The sequence below is a fragment of the Actinomycetospora sp. 2LY8.5 genome (assembly GCF_057180585.1).
On sequence record NZ_JBXUHE010000002.1, the window covers coordinates 193,821 to 214,862 of the forward strand.

The following is a 21,042-nucleotide window of genomic DNA, read 5'->3' on the forward strand; positions in this document are numbered from 1 at the left end:
CCGTCCCACTAGCCGAGGATGTCGTCCCGCAGCCAGGTCCGCCACGTGGGGACGAGGACGTCGAGCAGCGCCGCCGGGTTCTCGACGTTGGGCGCGTGCGCGGCGTGCGGTACCGCGGCGAACTCCGCCTCGAGCCGGTCGGCCATCGTGCGCTGCATGCTCACCGGCCAGGCGTCGTCGTCGATGCCGCAGACGACCAGGCACGGCACCCGCCGCGCGCGCACGGCGGCGACGAGCTCGGCGGTGCGGTCGTCCTCGGAGCGCAGCGCGTCGCCCATCCCCAGCAGGCCGGCGACGGTGGACCGGCGCAGGCGCTCGCGCAGCAGCTCGACGACGTGCGGGTGGGTCGACGACCACTGACCCGAGGCGTCGCGCAGGGCGATCACCTCCTCGACGCCGCGGCGGCGCAGCACGGGCTCGAGCACGTCGAGGTCGGTGCGCCGTCGGCCCATGGGCAGCTCCCCGGGGCCGGAGTCCATGAGCGTCAGGCCGCGGACCGGAGCGCCGGCGAGGACGGCGGCGCGGGCGACGAGGCCGCCGTAGGAGTGCCCGAGCAGCAGCACCCGGCGTCCGTCCTCGGCCTCCGCGGTGACGATCTCGGCGACCACCGGCCCGAGGGCGGCGGGACGGTACTCGGTCTCGCTGTCGGGGCCCGGCGACTCGTACTGCCCGGGCAGGTCGAGCGCCAGCACGCCGATCCCGGCCGCGGCGATCGGGTCGATCAGCGGCGCGAAGTCCTCCTTCGAGCCCGAGTACCCGGGCAGCAGCAGGGCCGTGGCGGGCGGTCCGCCCACCGAGGCCGCCTCGTCGGCGTCGGCGCGCAGCCCGGCGAGCGGCCCGAGCGACGACGAGATCGTCACCGGGTGGGCGGCGTGGGGGTGGCGCTGCGCCTCGCCCCGACCGGCGGGGACGGCCGCCGGGGTGGCGTCGGGTGGCCGCGGCCCCGCGCCGCCCGACGAGCCACCGTCGTGATCAGCGGCGGTGCCGGGGGTCTCGGGGCGGGCCACCTCGGTCAGTCTGCCGTATCCGGCCTGGATCCGGGCGTGTGCGGAAGGTCGCGGCTCACCCCGGCGGACGGAGGGCCACCACGGTCGAGCCGCGCAGCTCGACCAGCGTGGTGCCCGTCGCGGCGACCGCGACCGGGGTGCCGGGCGCGAGGTCGCGCGCCACCGGCACGGTGGCCCCGCGGGGGGCGCCGGTGGCCGCGTCCAGGACGGCGAGGCCGTCGGGCACCGGCACGAGCGCGACGGCGGCCGGAGCGGTCCCGGGCCACGCCGCGCCGGCGCCGAGCGTCCCCTGGACCGTCCAGCGGGGCCGCAGGTCGCCCGCGTCGAGGCCGACGGTCGCCCGGCCCGTCCACCACAGCAGCACCGGCCCGACGGGGCGGACGGTGGCCGCGAGGTCGGGCGGGTCGGTGGTGGGGCCGGCCGCGGGGCCCAGTGGGAAGACGGTCTCCGGGACGATCGTCTCGGCGTCGGACGAGGTGCCGACGACGTGCAGCGTCCCGTCCGGCGCGGCCCAGGCGGCCCGCTGGTCGGTCAGCGCCACGAGCCGGGCGCCGCGCACGCCCAGCAGCGTGCTCGAGCGCTCCTCGGGCTCCTCCGAGCTCTGCGGGTCGGCGTCGAGGACGGTGAGGCGGTCGGAGTCGTCGCCGGGGCAACGCTGGATCATCCCGATCGTGCCGCCGCCGACGGCGATCGAGCCGTTGGTGCAGTCGGCGCGGGGCTGGGCGTCGGGCGGCTGCACCGGCGTCGGGATCCGGCCCACCTCGGTGGTGAGCACGAGGTCGGAGCGCCAGGTCTCGACGTGGTCGGCGCCGGTGCCCGTGACGTGGTCGCGGTCGGCGAGCAGCCGGGTGCCCTCGCGCAGGTCGGCGTTGCGGGACGGGCCGCGGGCGCCGGTGTCGGGCTCGAGGGCGGCGACGTCGGAGCACCAGGTGCCCAGCGCCCCGTCGGTGCGGTACACCGCGAGGACGTCGCCGAAGCCGGTGCCGACGGTGCACGGGGACTCCGGCCGCGCGTAGCGCCACGCCTCCCGACCCGTGACCGGGTCGTGGCCGACGACCCCGTCCGGCCCGCCGGTGACCACGGCCGGCCCCACGGCCAGCGGCGCCGGGGTGGCCGGGCTCTCGGCCCGCCACGCCTCGGTCAGCGCGGTGGGCACCGGACCCTCGGCACCCGGCTGCAACGGGGGGGCGGCGACCTGCAGCTCGGTGTCTTGCGCGTCCCCGGACGCGAGGACGAGCAGCGTGCCCACCACCGCGGCCACCGCGAGCATCGCGATCGCGACGAGATCGCCGCGGCTGCGGCGCTCCGGGCGCGGCAGCCGGCGGTGGGGCGGACGGTCGGGAGCCCCGTGCGGGTCCCTGCTCGGATGCGGGGACCCGGACGGGCGCGCCGACGTCGGCGAGCTCACCGCCCGGAAACTACCCGGTCGTGGACGCCGCGTCGGCGCTGGTGTCGGCGCTGGTGTCCGCACCGCGCGACGCGCCGGACCCACGACCGCCGCGACGGCGACGGCGACGGCGGCCGCCGTTCTCGGAGGACTCGCCGGCCGACTCCCCGGAGGCCTCCTCGTGGCGCTCGGCGTCGGCGTCGGTGCTCCCGGAGGTGGACTCGGAGGTGGACTCGGAGGTGGACTCGGAGGTGGACTCGGGGGACGATTCGGAGGACTCGGCGCCCTCCGGCCCGGACACGACCTCGCCGTTGCGCCGCCGGGTGCGCGAGCGCGAGCGGCGCTTGCGCCCGGAGCTCTCGTCGCTCTCGCCGTCGGCGGCCTCGTCGGCACTCTTGTCGGCGTTCTCAGCGGCGCCCTCGGCGGACCCGTTGCGGCCACCCCGCGAGCGACCTCGCGACCGGTCCCGGCCACTGTCGCGCTTGGGGCCGTCCTCGGCTTCCTCCTCGGCCGGGCGGCGCCGCCGGGCGATGCGCCCGGTGGCGCCCTCGGGGATGCCGAGGTCGGCGAAGAGGTGCGGCGAGCTGGAATAGGTCTCCGGTGGCTCCGGGGCACCGAGGCCCAGGTCGTCGGAGATCATCTTCCATTTCGGCAGATCGTCCCAGTCGACGAGCGTGACCGCCACGCCGGTGCGCCCCGCGCGGCCGGTGCGGCCGATGCGGTGGATGTAGGTCTTGGCGTCGTCCGGGCACTGGTAGTTGATGACGTGCGTGACGCCGGTGACGTCGATGCCGCGGGCGGCGACGTCGGTGCAGACCAGCACGTCGATGCGTCCCTCGCGGAAGGCGCGCAGCGCGTGCTCGCGGGCGCCCTGACCGAGGTCGCCGTGGACCGCGCCGACGGCGAAGCCGCGCTCGGCGAGCTCCTCGGAGACCTTGCTCGCAGTGCGCTTGGTGCGGGTGAACACCATCGTCGGGCCGCGGTCGGTGGCCTGGAGGGTGCGGGCCAGCAGCTCGATCTTGTCGAGTGCGTGGGCGCGGTACACGAACTGCGCGGTCTTCTCGCCGATCGCGCTGGCGTCGACCTGCTCGGCGCGGATGTGCGTGGGCTGTGTCAGGAACGTGCGGGCCAGCGTGATGATCGGCCCCGGCATCGTGGCCGAGAACAGCATGGTCTGGCGGCGCTCGGGCAGCATGCCGAGGATGCGCTCGACGTCGGGCAGGAAGCCCAGGTCGAGCATCTCGTCGGCCTCGTCGAGCACGAGGCCGCCGACCTTGGCCAGCACGAGGTGGCCCTGCTGGGCCAGGTCGAGCAGCCGGCCCGGCGTCCCGACCACGAAGTCGACGCCGCGCTGCAGCGCCGCGATCTGCGGCTCGTAGGGGCGACCGCCGTAGATCGAGGCGACGCGGGTGCCGAGGTCGGCGGCCGCGCCCTCGATGTCCTTGGCGACCTGCACGCAGAGCTCGCGGGTCGGGACGACGACGAGCGCCTTCGGCGTGCCGTCGCCCGGCGCGCCGAGCCGCTGCAGCAGCGGGACGCCGAAGCCGAGGGTCTTGCCGGTGCCCGTGCGGGCCTGGCCGATGACGTCCTCGCCGGCCAGCGCCAACGGCAGGGTCAGCTCCTGGATGGCGAAGGTGCGCTCGATGCCCACCTTCTGCAGCGCGCCGACGATGGCGGGGTCGACGCCGAGCTCGGCGAAGGTGGGGGAGTCCTCGGCGACGGGGGCGCCGGCCTGGAGCGGCTCGGCGACGGGCTCGGGGTCCGGGCCGGAGTCGGGACCGGAACGGGTGTCGGTGACGATGGTCAGGGGTCTGCCTCTCTCGCGTCTCGCGCGCGAGGCTTGCTAGCTGCTCGACCACGTCCAGGGTCGGCGACGATGCACGGTTGATGCCGGAGCCCGCTCCCTCGTCGGAGCGCGGCCCCACGTCACCGGACGCGGGAGAGCCGGCAGAGGCGCCCGCACGCTCGGGTGCGTTCCACGGCGCACGACGGCGACCGGGACGGTCGGCGACGGTGCATGCCACCGCGGGACGACGTCATGGTACCGGTCGACCCGCGACCGCCGTGTCACCGCCGGGGTCGTGCGCAGCCCCTAGGGTGGTCGGCCGTGACCGACCCTGGCTCCGACCCCGGTGCGCCGACCGTCGATCTGCTCGGCGCGGTCGCGTACGGCGCCCTGACGGCCTTCACCAGGCTCGCGGCCGACGCCGCGCTCGCCCCGGACATCGCCGGGCGCGCCGAGATGGCCGCGCTCGCGGCGGTGGAGATGGCGCACGTCGAGCGGATCCGCGCCCACCTCGAGGAGCGTGGTGTGGACCTCGTCACGTCGATGGCCCCGTTCGCGCCGGTGCTCGACTCCTTCGCGGCCCGCACCGCGTCCCGCGAGTGGGGCGAGGCGCTCGTCGGCGCGTACGTCGGGCGCACCCTGGCGGTCGACCTGGTGGCGGCCACCGGAACGGCGGCCACGAAGGAGTCGGAGGGCGCCCCCGACGGCGAGCTCCTGCGCGGTCCCGACGCGGGGCGGGAGGCCGGTGGGGAGAGCGGCTTCGACGCGTTCGCCGAGCGGGCCGTCCGCGAGATCGCCGTCGACGAGCAGACGCGCGGCCGCCTCGCGATGTGGGGCCGCCGGCTGCTGGGCGAGACCCTCGCCGCGGCCGCCGAGGTCCTCGACGCGCACCCGCAGGCCGCGTCGGCGCTGCTCGGGGGCACGTCGCGGGCCGCGGTCTTCAAGGCGCTGAAGTCGCGTCACACCAAGCGGTTGGCGGCGCTCGGGCTGTGAGGCCGACCCCGCGCCGCACGGTCGACTAGCCTCGCGCGGGCACAAGCACCGGGCCGAGCGGAGGAACGCGTGGAGGTCAAGATCGGCGTGGCGGAGAGCCCACGCGAGCTGGTGGTCGCGAGCGACCAGACGCCCGACGAGGTGCAGGGGCTCGTCGACGAGGCGCTGGCCTCGAGCGGCGGCACGCTCGTGCTCTCCGACGACAAGGGCCGCCGGTACGTCGTCCCCGCCGCGCGCATCGCCTACGTGGAGATCGCGCCCCAGGAGGGCCGCCGCGTGGGCTTCGGGGTCGGCAGCTAGGGATGTGTCGGGCGCCGGGGTCTCAGCGCCCCGGCGCCCACCCCTATCCCTCCTGGCGGGGGAAACCGCCGATGCCGCGCCACGCGAGCTGGGACATCAGCGTGATCGCGTCCTCGCGCGGTGGCGACTCGGCGTCGAGCCAGTAGCGTGCCGCCGTGGTCGACAGGCCCACCAGGCCCACGGCCAGCAGGCGTGCCCGCTCCGGCTCGAGGCCCGCGTCGGTGGTGACGGCCTCGGTCACCGCGTCGATGCAGTCCGACGTGGCGCGGTCGACGAGCCCGGCGATCTCCGGCGTCGCGCGCGTGTCGGTCTCGAACACCAGGCGCATGGCACCGTCGCGCGACGACACGACGTCGAAGTAGGCCTGGATCGTGGCCTGCACGCGCGCCTTGTTGTCGGTGGTCGAGCGGATGGCCGCGCGCACGGTGCGCACCATGTCGTCCGCGGCGCCCTGCACGAGCGCGCGGTAGAGGTCGAGCTTGCCGGGGAAGTGCTGGTAGAGCACCGGCTTGCTGACGCCCGCCCGCTCGGCGATCTCGTCCATCGCCGCGGCGTGGTAGCCCCGGCTGCCGAACACCTCGCGCGCGGCTTCGAGCAGCTGCGCGCGGCGCGCGGACCGCGTCATGCGCGGGCGGCCCGCGGCGATACCGGGGTTGTCCGGAAGTCGCGCCTGCCCGCTCATGCCCCCGCCCCCGCTCCAGCTCGACCGGCGGCACCGGTCTCGGCCGCCTCGAACGCACGACCCTACTCACCGGGTGACATCCCTGCGGGCGCCGCCACGCCCGCGTCGTCGACAACGGTCGCTGATGCCGTGCGTTCAGCCGGAGGTCACCGTGACGTCATCCGCGAGACACCGCATCATGGTGCCCGTGATCGTTCGCCGCCCCGTGCCCTCCACCGGTCTGTTCCGGTCCGTACGCCGCGACGACGTCTTCTCCTCGCCCGCCACCCCGGCGCCCCCACTGGCGCCCGCGACGGCACTCGGGCCGACGGGGACGGCCGCCGACCCGACGCCGTACTGGCCGGGCCGTGAGGTGACCGTCGGCGACGCCGCCGTCCACCTGCGCGAGACGCCCGGCCCGGCCGGCGAGACCGCCGTGTACGTGCACGGTCTCGGCGGCTCGTCGAACAACTGGACCGAGCTCGCCGGCGCGCTGTCCGGCCGTTGCCGCGGCCTCGCCGTCGACCTGCCCGGCTTCGGCCGCACGCCGCCCCCGGCGTCCGGCGACTACCGGCCCGCCGCCCACGCCGCGACGCTCACGGAGTACCTCGACGACCTGCGGCGCCAGGGCACCGGCCCGGTCCACCTGCTCGGCAACTCCCTCGGCGGGGCGGTGTCACTGCTCACGGCCGCGGTGCGCCCCGACCTCGTGCGCACACTCACCCTGGTCAGCCCCGCGATGCCGGACCTGCGGCCGCTGCCCTCCCGTCTCGGCGGGCGGCGCGCGGCGCTGGCCCTGCTGCCCTATCTGGGCGCCGGTGCCCGGGCGGAGCAGGACGCACGCACGCCGCGCGAGCGCCTCGCGTGCACGATGGCGCTGTGCCACGCCGACCCGCGTCGTGTCGGCGACCGCGCCTTCGCGATGGCCGCGCAGGAGGCCGAGGAGCGGGCCGCGCTCGCCTGGGCCCCCGAGGCCCTGCACCACTCCTTCCTCGGGCTCCTCGGCACCTGGCTCTCGCCCTCGCCGCGCTCGCTGTGGGCGGCGGCCGCGCGGGTCACCGTCCCGTCGCTGGTCGTGTGGGGTGAGCTCGACCGCCTCGTCGGGGTGGACCGCGCGTCGCGGACCGCGGCCGCCCTGCCCGCCGGGCGCCTGCTGCGACTGCCCGACGTCGGCCACGTCGCGCAGATCGAGCGCCCGCAGACCGTCGCCCGGGCCGTCCTGGGCCTGATCGACGCCGCCGCCGACGGGTCGTGGCCCGCCGCCGCTCCGGAGCCCGCCCCGGCGCGGGACGACGCCGCCCTGCACCGGTGGCGCCCCCGGCTGCCGCTGGGTGTCGCCCGGACGGGAGCGCGTGGCGCTGTGCCGGTGTGAAACAGTGCCCGTGTGACCCGGCCGGCCAGGCGTCCCGCCGATGGGGAGCAGGCACCGGCCGACTCCTCTCCTGACGCCTCTCCGAGGGGCGGCGAGAGCCGGGCGAATCGTCCTGGGCGGCCCGAATCCCCGGGTCGGACCGGGGTTCGCGACCGTGCCCGCTCCCCGTCCCGCGGGAGCGGGCCACCGCGTGGTCGGGAGGCTCCCGGGCCCGGGTGGGGCCGGACGCCGCCGTCGCGGGGTGGGCGCGGCGGCGGGGGCTCGTCGGTGCTGCGCTCGTGGCGCACGTGGGTGATCCCGGCGCTCGTGGTGCTCACCGTGCTCGCCGTCGTCGAGGCGGTGTCGCCCGACGGCGACGCGGGATCGGCGTCGCCGTTGCTCTCGCCGCCGTCCGCGAGCCCGTCCCCGGTGGTCACGGAGGCACCGCGCGGCGCGGGGGAGAACACCACCATCCCGTCGGCGGAGCTGCCCGCGGGCGGCGCGTTCCCGGTGACGGGCAACGGGACGTGGCACGTCGTCCCGGGCACCACGCCGCAGGCCGGCACCGGGCGCGTCTACACCTACACGGTGGAGGTCGAGGACGGCATCGTCGTCCCCGAGGGCGAGCAGGCCTACGCCACCGCCGTCGACGCCACCCTGACCGACCCGCGCAGCTGGGTCGGGTCGGGGCAGATCGCGGTCCGGCGCATCGACACCGGCGTCCCCGACTTCCGCGTCAGCCTCTCGGCCCAGATGACCATCCGCGGCCTGTGCGGCTACTCGCTGCGCTACGAGGCGTCGTGCTGGAAGTCCGACATCGGGCGCGTGCTCATCAACGGCTCGCGCTGGGTGCGCGGCGCCGCGGCGTTCGAGGGCCAGCTCGGCCTGTACCGCCAGTACGCCATCAACCACGAGGTCGGGCACGTCTTCGACAACCCGCACGTGCCGTGCCCCGAGAACGGCGGCCTCGCGCCGATCATGATGCAGCAGAGCTTCGGGACGGCGAACGACTACCTCGCGCAGCTCACCGAGGAGAACCCGCAGGGCCGCGAGATCCCCCGCGACGGGAAGGTCTGCCGTCCGAACGCGTGGCCGTATCCACAGGGTGCCGTGGCGCCCGCGGGCTGACGTGCGGCCGTCTGGCAGGGAACATGGCGGGGACCGCGGCGGTTGTGCGTCGTGAGACCGAGGAACGAAACCGATAGGGAGTTGAGTGCCGTCATGGCATCCCTGCCGCCCCTGGTGGAGCCGGCCGCGGAGCTGACCAAGGACGAGGTCGCCCGGTACAGCCGCCACCTGATCATTCCCGACGTCGGTGTCGACGGCCAGAAGCGTCTGAAGAACGCCAAGGTGCTCGTCGTCGGCGCCGGGGGCCTCGGCAGCCCGGCGCTGCTCTACCTGGCCGCCGCCGGGGTGGGCACGCTCGGGATCGTCGACTTCGACGTCGTCGACGAGTCGAACCTGCAGCGCCAGGTCATCCACGGCCAGTCGGACGTCGGGAAGTCGAAGGCGCAGTCGGCCAAGGAGTCGGTCGCCGAGATCAACCCGTTCGTGGCGGTCAACCTGCACGAGACACCGCTGGACTCGTCCAACGCGCTGGACGTCTTCCGCGACTACGACCTGATCCTCGACGGCACCGACAACTTCGCCACGCGCTACCTCGTCAACGATGCGGCCGTGCTGCTCGGCAAGCCGTACGTCTGGGGCTCGATCTTCCGGTTCGAGGGCCAGGTCTCCGTGTTCTGGGAGGACGCCCCGAACGGGCAGGGCCTCAACTACCGGCACCTCTACCCCGAGCCCCCGCCGCCGGGCATGGTCCCGTCGTGCGCCGAGGGCGGCGTGCTCGGCGTCCTGTGCGCCTCGATCGGCTCGATCATGGTCACCGAGGCCATCAAGCTGATCTGCGGCATCGGCGACCCCCTGCTGGGCCGGCTCAAGGTCTACGACGCGCTGGACATGGAGTACCGCGAGGTCAGGATCCGCCGGGACCCGAACGCGACCGAGGTCACCGAGCTCATCGACTACGAGGCCTTCTGCGGCACCGTCTCCGACGAGGCCCAGTCCGCCGCGGCCGGCCACACCATCACCGCGGTCGAGCTCAAGGAGAAGATCGACGCGGGCGACAAGTTCGAGCTCATCGACGTCCGCGAGCCGCACGAGTGGGAGATCGTCAAGATCCCCGGTGCGAAGTTGATCCCGAAGGACAAGATCCTCTCGGGCGAGGCGTTCGCCGAGATCCCGCAGGACCGCCAGACGATCCTGTACTGCAAGTCGGGCGTGCGTTCCGCCGAGGCGCTGTCCGCGCTGCACAACGCCGGGTTCTCCAACGCCGTCCACGTGGGCGGCGGCGTCACCGGCTGGGCGCAGCAGGTCGACACCTCCCTGCCGACGTACTGAGCTGCACGGGCCCTGAACGACACGAACGCGCCGTTCGCTGCGCTAGAAGCAGCGAACGGCGCGTTCGTTTCTCTCGGATGGCGGCCTAGTGCGCGCCGGCGGTGGCCGGGGTGCGGTCGGTCGAGGTGGTGTCGTCCTCCTCGTCGTCCCCGCGGTGGGTCTCCTGCTCGATCGCGTCGCGGACGAGCGACGGATCGTCCAGCGCCGCGTGGAAGCGCTCGTCGTCGCGCTCGCCGCACCAGCCCGCGATCACCATGGTGGCGACGGTGTTGCCGATGACGTTCGTCAGCGCCCGGCCCTCGCTCATGATGCGGTCGATGCCGGCGATGATCGCGATGCCGATCGCGATCGACTCGGTGGTGTAGAACTCGCCGCCGAACGCCTGCAGCGAGGCCGCCAACGTGACCAGCCCGGCACCGGAGACGCCCGCGGCGCCCTTCGACGTCAGCAGCATCAGCGCGACGAGGCCGAGCTGGACGCCCCACGGCAGGTCCTGCCCGCCGGCCTGGGCGATGAACAGCGCAGCCATGGTCAGGTAGATGCAGGTGCCGTCGAGGTTGAACGAGTACCCCGTGGGCAGCACCATGCTGACCGTCGATCGGGATGCGCCCGCCGACTCGAGCTTCGCCAGCAGCCGCGGCAGGACGGTCTCCGACGAGGACGTGCCCACGATGATGAGGATCTCGTCCTTGATCATCCGGATCAGCTTGAAGACGTTGAACCCCGAGATCGCGCAGACCGCGCCGAGCACGACGACCACGAAGATCAGGCACGTGCCCCAGAACGTCACCATGAGCGCCAGCAGGTTGCCCAGGCTCTCGCCGCCGAGGGCGCCGACCGTGTACGCGATGCCGCCGAACGCCGCGACCGGCGCGAGGAACATGATCAGGCGGATCATGCCGAAAATGACCTTGGCGAACAGGTCGACGCCGCCGACGACGCGCTTGCGCAGCGCCGGCGCCAGCATCGAGGTCGCCGCGGCGACCAGGATCGCCAGCACGAGCACGCGCAGGATCTCGTTCTCGACGAACGGCCCGACGAAGCTGTCGGGCAGCAGGGTGTTCTCGATGAACTCGAGCGCGCCGCCGCCCTCGGAGCCGCTGGCGACGTCGGCCTGCGCCTCGGCGAGCGTCTCGGGGTCGGGCGGGATCGGCGGGAAGCCTGCGCCGGGCTGGACGATGTTGACCACGATCAGGCCGAGGCCGAGCGCGACCAGCGTCATCAGCAGGAAGTACGCCAGCGCGCGGACGGCGATGCCGCCCGCGGTGGCGAGGCTCCCGATCGAGGCGATCCCGACGATCACGGTGCAGAAGATGACCGGCGCCGTGATCATCTTGATCAGCTGGATGAAGATGTCGGGCAGGAACTTCAGGTCCGAGGCGAAGTCGGGCGTCACCAGGCCGACGACGACGCCGGCCGCGATCCCGATCACCACCCAGAACCACAGCTGGGTCCAGACCGCGCTGCGCCGCGGGGCGGTACCGCCGCCCCCGGGTGGGGGCGCGGTCGCTTCCTGGGTCGACATCGTCGTCTCCTTCCGCGGCGAGGTGGCGTGGGTCTCACCTGGCGGGTGAGGTTAGGTGCGCGTCACCCTCCGTGCGAGACCGATGGCGCGGAGTTGGGCATCAGTTGAGGAAAGGGAACAGGCGTGAAGGTCGTGCTGGTCGAGGACAGCGAGGCGGTCCGCGACGCGCTGGGCGCGGCGCTGCGCGCGGCCGGCTACCGCGTCACGCCCGTCGGCTCCGGCGCCGCCGCCCTCGAGGCGGTGACGGGTCCCCCCGCCGCCGCCGACCCGCCGGACATCGTCCTGCTGGACCTCGGCCTGCCCGACCTCGACGGCGTCGAGGTGTGCCGGCGCCTGCGGGCCCGCTCGTCGGTGCCGATCATCGCCGTCACCGCCCGCGGCCACCAGCAGGCCCGGGTGCTGGGCCTGCGCAGCGGCGCCGACGACTACGTCGTCAAACCCTTCGCGATCGACGAGCTGACCGCGCGGATCGAGGCCGTCCTGCGCCGCAGCGCCGGACACGTCGTCGCCCCGGTGGTGGAGCTGGGCCCGCTGCGCATCGACCTCTCGCGGCGCGTCGTCGAGGTGTCCGGGCACGAGGTGACCCTGCGGCGCAAGGAGTTCGACCTGCTCGCGGCCCTCGCCCGCCGTGACGGGGCGGTCGTGTCGCGCGCCGACCTGCTCGACGACGTCTGGGGTCTCGCGCCCGACGACCCCGGGCTGGAGGCGGGCCTGCACTCGCTCGAGGTCCACGTCGCCGCCCTGCGCAGCAAGCTCGACGCCCCCGGCGCGGTCGTCACCGTGCGCGGGGTCGGCTACCGGTTGGCGGCCGGGGAGGGCTGAGGCCCGTCGTCCCGCGACGCCGGCACCAGCGGCAGCGTCACCGTGAACACGGTGCCGCGGCCGTCGTCCCCGGCGCCCACCTCGACACTGCCACCGCGCCGCTCGACGACCCGCTGTACGAGCGCCAGCCCGAGCCCCCGCTCGCCCGAGCCCCGGGACTTCGTCGACCATCCCGGCTGGAAGGCCGCCTCCGGGTCGGCGAGCCCGGAGCCGTCGTCGGCCACCCGGATGACCTCCGACCCCGCGGCCGCGTGCAGGTCGAGCTCCACGACACCGCCGGTGCCGGCGTGCGCGCTCTCCAGGGCGGCGTCGAGGGCGTTGTCGACCAGGTTGCCGACGACGGTGACGCGATCGGTCGACGCCTGCTCGTCGCCGGCCTCGGCCGTCGTGAGCGCGGTCTGCTCGCCGACCCGCAGCTCGAGGCCGCGGTCGCGGGCGTCGGCGGCCTTGTCGAGCACCAGGGCCGCGAGCGCCGGGTCGGCGAGCCGGTCGCGGAGCTCGCCGTCACCGGTGGCGAGCAGGTCGTGGCTCCAGCGCTGGGCGAGCTCGCGGGCGTCGTCCTGGGCGCCGAGCTCGATGAGCGTGGACACCGCCTGCAGGTGGTTGGCGTGCTCGTGGGCGGCGAAGCGCAGCGCGCGGGTCACCGAGCGGGCGTCGTCGAGCTCACGCGTCATCGCCTCGAGCTCGGTGCGGTCGCGCACCGTGAGCACCACGTCGGGTGCGGGGCCCGCGAGCTCGGTGCGGTTGAGCAGCAGCAGGCGCTCGCCGACCAGGATCGTCTCGTCGGTGATGGGGGAGGGGTCGGCGAGGCGTTCTCGCAGGGCGGGGTCGACGCCGAGCTCGTCGAGGGTGGGCCCGGCGGCGTGCGACGCCTCCAGCGCGGCGGGCAGGCCCAGCAGGCGCGCCGCCTCGGCGTTGAGCACGACGACCCGCCCCGAGTCGGCGCCGATCACCAGCAGGCCCTCGCGCATCGCGGCCATGACGGCCTGATGGTGGTGGTGCAGCGCGGTGATCTCGCGGGGTTCGAGGCCCAGGGTGTCGCGCTTGACCCGGCGCGCCGCGACCACCGCGAGTCCCACCCCGAGCGCGATCGCCACCGCGGCCGCGAGCGCGAGGATGCCCAGCTCCCGGGCGATCCGGTCGGCCACCTGCACCCGCAGCTGCCCGACGGCCACCATCCCGACGACCGACCCGCCGGGATCACGGACGGGGACGATCGCCCGCACCGAGAGCCCCAGCGTCCCCGGGAACGTCTCGACGAGCGTCTCGCCGGCGGCCGCGGGCAGGAAGGTGCCCTGGTAGGTCTCGCCGATCCGCGTCGGCTCCGGGTGGCTCAGCCGCGTGCCGGCCGGCTCCATGACCGTCACGAACGAGACGCCGGTGCCCGCGCGCGTGGTCTCGGCCGCCGCCTGCACCCGCGCGACGTCGCGGGCGGCCACCGCGTCCGCGAGGCCGGGCGACGACGCCAGCGCCACGGCCACCGCGACCATCTTGTCCGCGGCGTCGTGCTCGATGGTCTCCCGCGTGTTCCAGGCGCTCACCCCGCCCGCGATCACCGCGGCCAGCACGACCGTCGCGATCTCCAGGGCGAGCAGCCGGCGCACCAGCGACGAGCCGCGGAAGGGTGACATCACGCGCCGACCGTCTCCTCCCCGCACCCGCGGCGCAAGCAGGACCGTGCCGGCGCCCCCGTCGTCGCCCCGTCGTCCGTCGCACAGCGCGACTGCACAGCGCGACGATCACCCTCCGTCGCCGCCGGAGCCGGTACGAGGGCGCCCGGAGCCCGGCGTGGGGTGTCGTTCCCGGTGTGTCGCGGCGTGGTCGGGACGCCCGTCCGGGCGCCGGTCACGCGTGCCCCGTGGGGCGCCGGTGTGGCCATCGCCTCCCTGCTCGGGGGCGGTGCGGGAGACAGGGCGGCGAGATCCCCGGGACGAACCGGACGGCGCGGGACGGCGTGGCACGGACCCGGCGCGGAACGGGCTCCGGGAGCCCTGGGAAGGCACCCACGCCGCGTGACGGGCAAGCCTCCGCAGATATCGTCTGACACACGACGAGGTGACGTCCGGGACACGGTCGCACCGCCGTCGGCGGGAGGGGGCGACGCTCGGTGACCACGACGGGCGCGCGGAGGAGACGGCCGCCGCGACGCTGGGGCATCTGGACGATGACCGGTGTCCTCGCGGTCATGGTGCTCACCGTGCTCACGGTGTCGGGTCTGGTGAACGCGAGCATCGGCAACGACGCGCACGCCCGCGCCCCCGAGGGGCACGACGCCGTGCCGTCGAACGTCAGCAGCGGCGGCCCGATCATCGACGCGCGCACCGACCCGGTGCGCTCGACGCGCCTGCCCGAGCGCACGATCGCGCTGACGTTCGACGACGGTCCCGACCCCGCGTGGACGCCCGAGGTGCTCGCGGTGCTCGCGCGCCACCGCGTGCCCGGCACGTTCTTCGTCGTCGGGTCGATGGTCGCCCGCCACCCCGATCTCGCGCAGCGGGTCGTCGCGTCGGGCTCCGAGCTCGGCGTCCACACGTTCACCCACCCCGACCTCGCCGGGGTCTCCGACTGGCGCCGCGACCGCGAGATCGCCGACACCGAGCTGGCGATCGCCGGCGCCACCGGCATCTCGACCCACCTCGTGCGCCCGCCGTTCTCCTCCACCTCCGACGCCCTCGACGACCCGGGCTACGGCACCGTCGTCGCCGCCGGACACCAGGGCTACGTCACCGTCCTCACCGACGTCGACGGCGAGGACTGGCAGCGCCCGGGCGTCGGCGCGATCGTGCGCAACGCGACGCCGCAGAACGGCGCCGGTGCCACCGTGCTGCTCCACGACGCCGGCGGCGACCGCGCGCAGACCGTCGCCGCGCTCGACGAGCTCATCCCCCAGCTGCAGGCCCAGGGCTACCGGTTCACCACGGTCTCCGACGCCGCCGGCCTCGGCCCGCACGGGCAGCCCGCGCCCGCGCGCGACCGCGTCGTCGGCCAGGCGCTGCTCGCGACCGTCGGCGTCGCCCAGGGCCTCGTGACGCTCATGCAGGTCGCGCTGATCGGCGTCGGCGGGCTGGTGATCCTGCGGCTGATCGTGATGGTCGTCGTCGCCCGGCGGCACGCCCGGCGCCGCCAGGATCCGGCGTTCACCTGGGGCGATCCGGTGACCGAACCGGTGTCGGTGATCGTCCCGGCGTACAACGAGGCGGAGAACGTCGAGGCGACCGTCCGGTCGATCCTCGCGAACGACCACCCGCTCGAGGTCGTGGTCGTCGACGACGGCTCCACCGACGGCACCGCCGACCTGCTCGAGGACCTCGCCCTGCCCCGCGTGCGCGTCGTCCGGCAGGTCAACGCGGGCAAGTCCGCGGCGCTCAACCGCGGCGTCGCCGCGGCGAAGAACGACCTCATCGTCATGATCGACGGTGACACGATCTTCCAGCCGGACACCGTCGTGCAGCTGGTCGCGCCGTTCTCCGACCCGGACGTCGGCGCTGTCGCCGGCAACGTGAAGATCGCCGACCGCGACCGGCTCATCCCGCGGATGCAGCACCTCGAGTACGTGGTCGGCTTCAACGTCGACCGGCGTGTGCAGGACGCGTGGGGCTCGATCTCGACGATCCCGGGCGCGGCGGGCGCGTTCCGCCGCGAGGCCGTGCAGGAGGTCGGCGGGCTGTCGTCGGACACCCTCGCCGAGGACACCGACCTCACCATCGCCCTCGGCCGGGCGGGCTGGCGCGTCGTCTACAACGAGCGCGCGCTGGCGTGGACCGAGGCGCCGGTGACCGCCGGGCAGCTGTGGCGCCAGCGGTTCCGCTGGAGCTACGGGACGATGCAGGCGCTGTGGAAGCACCGCCGCGCCCTGCGCGAGCGCGGCGCGTCGGGGCGGATGGGCCGGCTCGGGCTGGCCCACATCGGGATCTTCCATGTCGGCCTGCCGCTGGCCGCGCCGCTGGTCGACCTGCTGTTCGTCTACGGCCTGCTCTTCGGCGACCCCGCGGTGGCGCTGATGCTGTGGGGCTCGATGCTCCTGCTCCAGCTCATCGCGGGCGGGCTCGCGTTCGGGATGGACGGCGAGCCGCTCGGCCCGCTGTGGGCACTGCCGGTGCAGCAGCTGATGTACCGCCAGCTGATGTACGTCGTGCTCGTGCAGGCGGTGATCAGCGCGCTGACCGGCGCCGGCGTGCGCTGGCAGAAGCTGCAGCGCACCGGGGCGGTGGCCGAGCACCTCGCGGCGCCCCCGGTCGCCGACGGCCGCTCCCGCCCGGCCGCCGACCGGCTGCCCGCACCGGCGGTGGCGCGGGGCCCGGCGCCGGACGCGGAGCCGGCCGCTCCGGTGGAGAAGCCCCGGGGCGGCGGGCGCGAACGCTGGCTCGACCTGCTGCGGGCGATCGCCCTGCTGCGCGTCGTCACCTATCACGCGTTCGGCGGCGGATGGATGAGCATGGTGTTCCCGTCGATGGGCGTGATGTTCGCGCTCGGCGGGTCGCTCATGGTCCAGTCGCTGCGCCGCGGCAGCGCCGGTGGAGCCCTCGACGTCATCGGCCACCGCCTGCGCCGCCTGCTGCCGCCGCTGTGGTTCTTCGGGCTGCTGGCCGTGCCGGTGATGCTCTGGCACGGGTGGGCCGGACAGGACGCCGACGGCACCGTGGAGTCGCCGCTGGTGTGGTCCAACCTCCTGTACTGGCTCTTCCCGCTGGTCGACCCGCCGGGCAGCGACTGGGGCGCCGACGCGGTCGTCGGCCTCTGGTACATCCGCGCCTACCTGTGGTTCGTGCTGCTCACCCCGGTGATGCTCTGGGCGTTCCGCCGCCGGCCGATGGTGGCGCTGGCCGTGCCGGTGCTCGTCGTCGGCCTCGACGCCGTCCTCGGGTCGCCGATGGGCGAGTGGGGCGCGATCGGCCCGGCCCTCGTCGACGGCGCGACGTTCGCGGCGTGCTGGATGCTCGGCTTCGCCCACCGCGAGGGCACCCTGCGCCGGATTCCGGTGCTGGCGGCGTGGGGCGCGGCGGCGGTGCTCGTCGCCGGCGGTCTGTACTGGGCGTTCACCCACCCGGCCGGGGACGACGGTGTCGACCTCAACGACATCCCGCTCGCCCAGGCGCTCGTGTCGTTCGGCGCCGTGCTGCTCGTGCTGCGCCTGAACCCGCAGGTCGCCTGGCTGGAGCGCGTGCCGTTGCTGGGGCGGCTCGTGACGGTCGTCAACGCCCGGGCGATCACCATCTACCTCTGGCACAACGTGGCGATCGCGTTCGCGCCGTCGATCGGCGACCTGATCGGCTGGAACTCCGAGGGCCAGCACTTCCTCATCGCCGTGTGGCTGATCGTGGTGGCGGTGCTCGCCTTCGGGTGGGTCGAGGACCTGGCCGCGGGACGCTCCTCGTCCCTGCTGCCCGACGGTCGCGGCGCGGCGCGCCCCGCTCGTCGGCCCGCGGAGGGGCCCCGGCCACCGGTGATCCCCACCGACGTCGAGAACGGCGAGACCTCGGCGCTGTCGCAGGGTTCGCTGCGGGCCCGTTTCGCGCGGTTCACGGGCGCGGCGCCGGAGCCCGGGCCGCCGGCCGACCGCGTCGCCGCGGTGGTGCCGCGGCGGACCGGACGTCCCCCCGTTCCCACGTCGGCTCCGACCGGGGTGCCCATGAGTCCGGGCACCGGCCGGTACACGCGCGTTGCCGCGGGGGCCGTGCCCGGAGGGCCTTCGGGTGCTCCTGGTGGCGGGACTGGTGGCGGGACTGGTGGCGGGACTGGTGGCGGGACTGGTGGCGGGACTGGTGGCGGGACGTGGACCGGGGGGCGCGTGCCGTCTCCGGGTCCGGCCCCCGTGCCTGCTCCGCCGCCCCCGCTGCCGTCACCGACGCCCGCACCGACGCCCACCCCGACGCCCACCCCGACGCCCACACTGCCCCGGCCGTCCCGTCCTGCTCGCCCCCGTTCTGCTCGCCCGGCTGCTCCGCCGCGAACGAGCGGCCGGCCGGATCCGACGCGAGCTCCCGACGGCCCGGTGCTCTCGTTCGCCGAGGACGCGCCGAGGCCCACCGGCCGGCACGCCCGCCGCGACCAGTCGACCTGACCCCGCGACGCCCCTGACCCCGCGACGCCCCTGACCCCGCGACGCCGCGGTCTCGGCGAGCATCGTGTGCACGAGGTCGTGGTCGACGTCCTCGTGCCTGGCCATGGCGCTCGTCCTACGACGCCGTGGAGGACCGGACCAACGGCAGCGGTGTGAGGCCCGCGCGCTCGACGGCGCTCACCCCGCTCCCCGAGCCAGGAGGTCGTCGAGAGACAGTGCTCGGTGTCCCGTGAGCGTCGGGATGGCGTCGGTGACCCCGTCGAGCTCGCCGGCGGCGATGGCGGTGTAGGTGCTGACCCAGGCGTCGAGCTGCCAGCCCGGGGCCTGCCCGGCGCGGGAGGCGTACGCCTCGTCGACGGTCTGGTTCCGGAACGTCACGGACCGGCCGGTGTGGCGGGCGATGACGTGGGCGGCCTGGTCGAGGGTGATCGCCTCGGGGCCGGTCAGGCCGTAGGTCGCGCCGTCGTGGTCTCCGGGGTGCTCGAGGACCGCGGCGGCGGCCTCGGCGATGTCGTCCTGGGCGACGGCGGCCACGCGCCCGTCGCCGGCCGGTCCGCGGATGACGCCGTCGGCCTCGACGAGCTCGGGCAGGAAGTCGAGGTAGAAGTTGTCGCGCAGGATCACCGGGGTCAGCCCGCTCGCGCGGAGGTGCTCCTCGGTGGCCCAGTGGTCGCGGGCGAGCGTGAACGTCGCGTCGGGCGAGGCGCCGAAGAAGGAGATGTAGACGAGCCGGTGCACCCCGGCGGCCGCGGCGGCGTCGATGAACGTGCGGTGCTGGTCGACGCGGTCGGGGGTCTCGGAGCCGGAGACCATGAGGACGGTGTCGATCCCGTCGAGCGCGGTCCTGACCTGCTCGGGGTCGTGGTAGGCGCAGGGGACCGCGGTGGCGCCGGGGAGCCGCGGGGCGCGGTCGGGACTCCGGACGGCGAGACGCTGGGCGACGCCGCGCTCGGCGAGGATGCGGGCGACCCGACCGCCGAGGCGGCCGGTCGCTCCGGTGACGGCGATCGTCGGGGCCACGGGGTCAGTAGTACCAGGGTCACGGGTCGGGGGAGAGCCGCCACCGCGGCTCGGTATCTCAGCGAGGGTCGAGCAAGCAGAACTCGTTGCCTTCCGGGTCGCGCATCACGATGCACTCCGCGTCGGCCGGCTGGCCGATCTCGGCGCGCGTCGCCCCACGATCGATGAGAGCGGCCACGGTCGCGCTCTGGTCGTCGGCGTACATGTCGAGGTGTAGCCGGTTCTTGCCCTCCTTGGCCTCCGGCACGGTCAGGAAGAACAGCGAGGGCGACTGCTGTCCGGGCTGGCGCACCTCGACGCCGGCGGGAAGCCAGTCGACCACCTCCCAACCGAGCGTCTGCGCCCACCACTGCGCCTGCGACTCGGGGTCGTGGGCATCGATGGTCAGCGCCTCCCAGCGAATCGCCATGATCCGGACTTTACGGGCGGTGGAGCCCGTACCGGGCTCGGCGTTCGACGGCCTCGTTGTCCTCGACCTCGGCCCACTCAGCGTGTGTTCCGGTGGCGAGGCCGACGAGAGCGCATGTCGGGGGTCTCCAACCAGAGCGGCGGTGCGTCGGACGCTCCCGTTAACGGAGGGTGTCTGAGCTGCGACGACGCCGCCGGTTCAGTAGTGCCAGGGGAACGGGCTCCAGTCGGGCGCGCGCTTCTGCAGGAAGGCGTCCTTGCCTTCCACGGCCTCGTCGGTCATGTAGGCCAGCCGGGTCGTCTCGCCGGCGAAGAGCTGCTGGCCGACCAGGCCGTCGTCGGGGAGGTTGAACGCGTACTTCAGCATCCGCTGCGCCTGCGGCGACTTGCCGAGGATCTCGCGGGCCCACTGGATCGCCGTCGTCTCGAGCTCGGCGTGCGGGACGGCCTCGTTCACCGCGCCCATGTGGTGCATCTGCTCGGCGGTGTAGGTCCGGCCGAGGAAGAAGATCTCGCGGGCGAACTTCTGGCCGACCGCGCGGGCGAGGTAGGCCGAGCCGAACGCGGCGTCGAAGCTGCCGACGTCGGCGTCGGTCTGCTTGAAGCGGGCGTGCTCGGCGCTGGCGAGGGTCAGGTCGGCGACCGCGTGCAGCGAGTGCCCGCCGCCCGCGACCCACCCGTTGACCACGGCGATGACGACCTTCGGCATGAACCGGATCAGCCGCTGGCACTCCAGGATGTGCAGGCGCCCGGCGCGGCCCTTCTCGTCGGCGGACACCTCGGTCTCCGACTCCGCGTACTGGTAACCGGTGCGCCCGCGGATGCGCTGGTCGCCGCCGGAGCAGAAGGCGTGCCCGCCGTCCTTGGCCGACGGGCCGTTGCCGGTGAGGAGCACGGCGCCGACGTCGGCGCTGGTGCGGGCGTGCTCGAGGGCGGCGGCGAGCTCGTCGACGGTGTGGGGGCGGAAGGCGTTGCGAACCTCGGGGCGGTCGAACGCGATCCGCACGCAGCCCAGCTCGACGTGGCGGTGGTAGGTGATGTCGGTGAAGTCCTGATCGGGCACCTCCCGCCACTGGGCCGGATCGAACAGCGGAACGGCGGTGTCGACCATGGCCGCGAGCCTAGGAGGTGCTGCTCGCGGTGGCCGTGCCGTGGGTTCTGAGCGAGCTGTGGGTTCTGAGCGAGCTGTGGGTTCTGACCGAAGGGCACCTTCGGTCGGGTAGATGGGCGAGGGGCCCCCTTCGCCGGAACGTGGTCGGCCGAGAGGTGCCTCCCGCATGATCATCGAGCTGGTTGAGCTGGGGGAGGTGCTTCTCGTGGGGGC

At 74.7% G+C, this 21,042-nt stretch carries 16 protein-coding genes; 7 read left to right on the forward strand and 9 right to left on the reverse strand.

The features are described 5' to 3' along the window. Window positions 1-8: 8 nt before the first annotated feature. The 3 genes from AC2A1K_RS03285 to AC2A1K_RS03295 are packed head-to-tail and all read right to left on the reverse strand — an operon-like array spanning window position 9 to window position 4,201. The gene (locus AC2A1K_RS03285) at window positions 9-1,007 is read right to left on the reverse strand and encodes an alpha/beta fold hydrolase (RefSeq protein WP_483894883.1); all 999 of its coding nucleotides are present in this window, start codon (window positions 1,005-1,007) and stop codon (window positions 9-11) included. Window positions 1,008-1,062: 55 nt separating this feature from the next. Beyond that, window positions 1,063-2,415, reverse strand: coding sequence for an Rv3212 family protein (locus tag AC2A1K_RS03290; RefSeq protein ID WP_483894884.1), 1,353 nt, complete (start codon window positions 2,413-2,415; stop codon window positions 1,063-1,065). Between the two features lie 10 nt (window positions 2,416-2,425). Next, entirely contained in the window at window positions 2,426-4,201 is a 1,776-nt protein-coding gene (locus tag AC2A1K_RS03295) for a DEAD/DEAH box helicase (protein WP_483895093.1), read from the reverse strand. A 300-nt stretch (window positions 4,202-4,501) separates the two neighbouring features. Here AC2A1K_RS03295 and AC2A1K_RS03300 point away from each other — a divergent pair, with 300 nt between their 5' ends. Both AC2A1K_RS03300 and AC2A1K_RS03305 read left to right on the forward strand, forming a co-directional pair. Next, window positions 4,502-5,173, forward strand: coding sequence for a ferritin-like fold-containing protein (locus AC2A1K_RS03300; protein WP_483894885.1), 672 nt, complete (start codon window positions 4,502-4,504; stop codon window positions 5,171-5,173). Between the two features lie 69 nt (window positions 5,174-5,242). Continuing rightward, window positions 5,243-5,473, forward strand: a complete 231-nt coding sequence (locus AC2A1K_RS03305; protein WP_483894886.1) for a DUF3107 domain-containing protein — start codon at window positions 5,243-5,245, stop codon at window positions 5,471-5,473. Between the two features lie 43 nt (window positions 5,474-5,516). Here AC2A1K_RS03305 and AC2A1K_RS03310 read toward each other — a convergent pair whose 3' ends face one another. Next, a complete protein-coding gene (locus AC2A1K_RS03310) occupies window positions 5,517-6,155 on the reverse strand; it encodes a TetR/AcrR family transcriptional regulator (RefSeq protein ID WP_483894887.1) in 639 nt (212 codons plus the stop codon). A gap of 187 nt (window positions 6,156-6,342) precedes the next feature. On the opposite strand from AC2A1K_RS03310, the gene AC2A1K_RS03315 reads away from it, so the two are divergent. The 3 genes from AC2A1K_RS03315 (at window position 6,343) to moeZ (ending at window position 9,882) form a co-directional block, all read left to right on the forward strand. Continuing rightward, on the forward strand, window positions 6,343-7,506 hold the full coding sequence (locus AC2A1K_RS03315) for an alpha/beta fold hydrolase (protein ID WP_483894888.1): 1,164 nt from the start codon (window positions 6,343-6,345) through the stop codon (window positions 7,504-7,506). 267 nt (window positions 7,507-7,773) lie between these two features. After that, window positions 7,774-8,613, forward strand: a complete 840-nt coding sequence (locus tag AC2A1K_RS03320) for a DUF3152 domain-containing protein (protein WP_483894889.1) — start codon at window positions 7,774-7,776, stop codon at window positions 8,611-8,613. A 93-nt stretch (window positions 8,614-8,706) separates the two neighbouring features. Then, window positions 8,707-9,882: an adenylyltransferase/sulfurtransferase MoeZ gene (moeZ, locus tag AC2A1K_RS03325; protein WP_483894890.1), complete on the forward strand. Its 1,176-nt coding sequence runs from the start codon at window positions 8,707-8,709 to the stop codon at window positions 9,880-9,882. An 85-nt stretch (window positions 9,883-9,967) separates the two neighbouring features. On the opposite strand, the gene AC2A1K_RS03330 is transcribed toward moeZ, so the two are convergent. After that, the gene (locus AC2A1K_RS03330) at window positions 9,968-11,407 is read right to left on the reverse strand and encodes a cation:dicarboxylate symporter family transporter (RefSeq protein ID WP_483894891.1); all 1,440 of its coding nucleotides are present in this window, start codon (window positions 11,405-11,407) and stop codon (window positions 9,968-9,970) included. Between the two features lie 123 nt (window positions 11,408-11,530). On the opposite strand from AC2A1K_RS03330, the gene AC2A1K_RS03335 reads away from it, so the two are divergent. Further along, the gene (locus AC2A1K_RS03335; protein ID WP_483894892.1) at window positions 11,531-12,229 is read left to right on the forward strand and encodes a response regulator transcription factor; all 699 of its coding nucleotides are present in this window, start codon (window positions 11,531-11,533) and stop codon (window positions 12,227-12,229) included. Here the strand turns inward: AC2A1K_RS03335 and AC2A1K_RS03340 are convergent. Further along, window positions 12,202-13,860 carry a sensor histidine kinase gene (locus AC2A1K_RS03340; protein ID WP_483895094.1) on the reverse strand — a complete coding sequence of 553 codons (1,659 nt, stop codon included), beginning with the start codon at window positions 13,858-13,860 and terminating at the stop codon, window positions 12,202-12,204. The two genes, AC2A1K_RS03335 and AC2A1K_RS03340, sit on opposite strands and share 28 nt — an antisense overlap. Window positions 13,861-14,393: 533 nt before the next feature. On the opposite strand from AC2A1K_RS03340, the gene AC2A1K_RS03345 reads away from it, so the two are divergent. After that, a complete protein-coding gene (locus AC2A1K_RS03345; RefSeq protein WP_483894893.1) occupies window positions 14,394-18,290 on the forward strand; it encodes a glycosyltransferase in 3,897 nt (1,298 codons plus the stop codon). Between the two features lie 177 nt (window positions 18,291-18,467). Here the strand turns inward: AC2A1K_RS03345 and AC2A1K_RS03350 are convergent, their stop codons facing one another. The 3 genes from AC2A1K_RS03350 to AC2A1K_RS03360 all read right to left on the reverse strand — a co-directional run bounded on the left by AC2A1K_RS03350 (window position 18,468) and on the right by AC2A1K_RS03360 (window position 20,829). Further along, window positions 18,468-19,310 carry an SDR family oxidoreductase gene (locus tag AC2A1K_RS03350; protein ID WP_483894894.1) on the reverse strand — a complete coding sequence of 281 codons (843 nt, stop codon included), beginning with the start codon at window positions 19,308-19,310 and terminating at the stop codon, window positions 18,468-18,470. A 58-nt stretch (window positions 19,311-19,368) separates the two neighbouring features. After that, window positions 19,369-19,719, reverse strand: coding sequence for a VOC family protein (locus AC2A1K_RS03355; RefSeq protein WP_483894895.1), 351 nt, complete (start codon window positions 19,717-19,719; stop codon window positions 19,369-19,371). A gap of 198 nt (window positions 19,720-19,917) precedes the next feature. Then, window positions 19,918-20,829, reverse strand: a complete 912-nt coding sequence (locus tag AC2A1K_RS03360) for a 1,4-dihydroxy-2-naphthoyl-CoA synthase (protein WP_483894896.1) — start codon at window positions 20,827-20,829, stop codon at window positions 19,918-19,920. Between the last annotated feature and the right edge of the window lie 213 nt (window positions 20,830-21,042).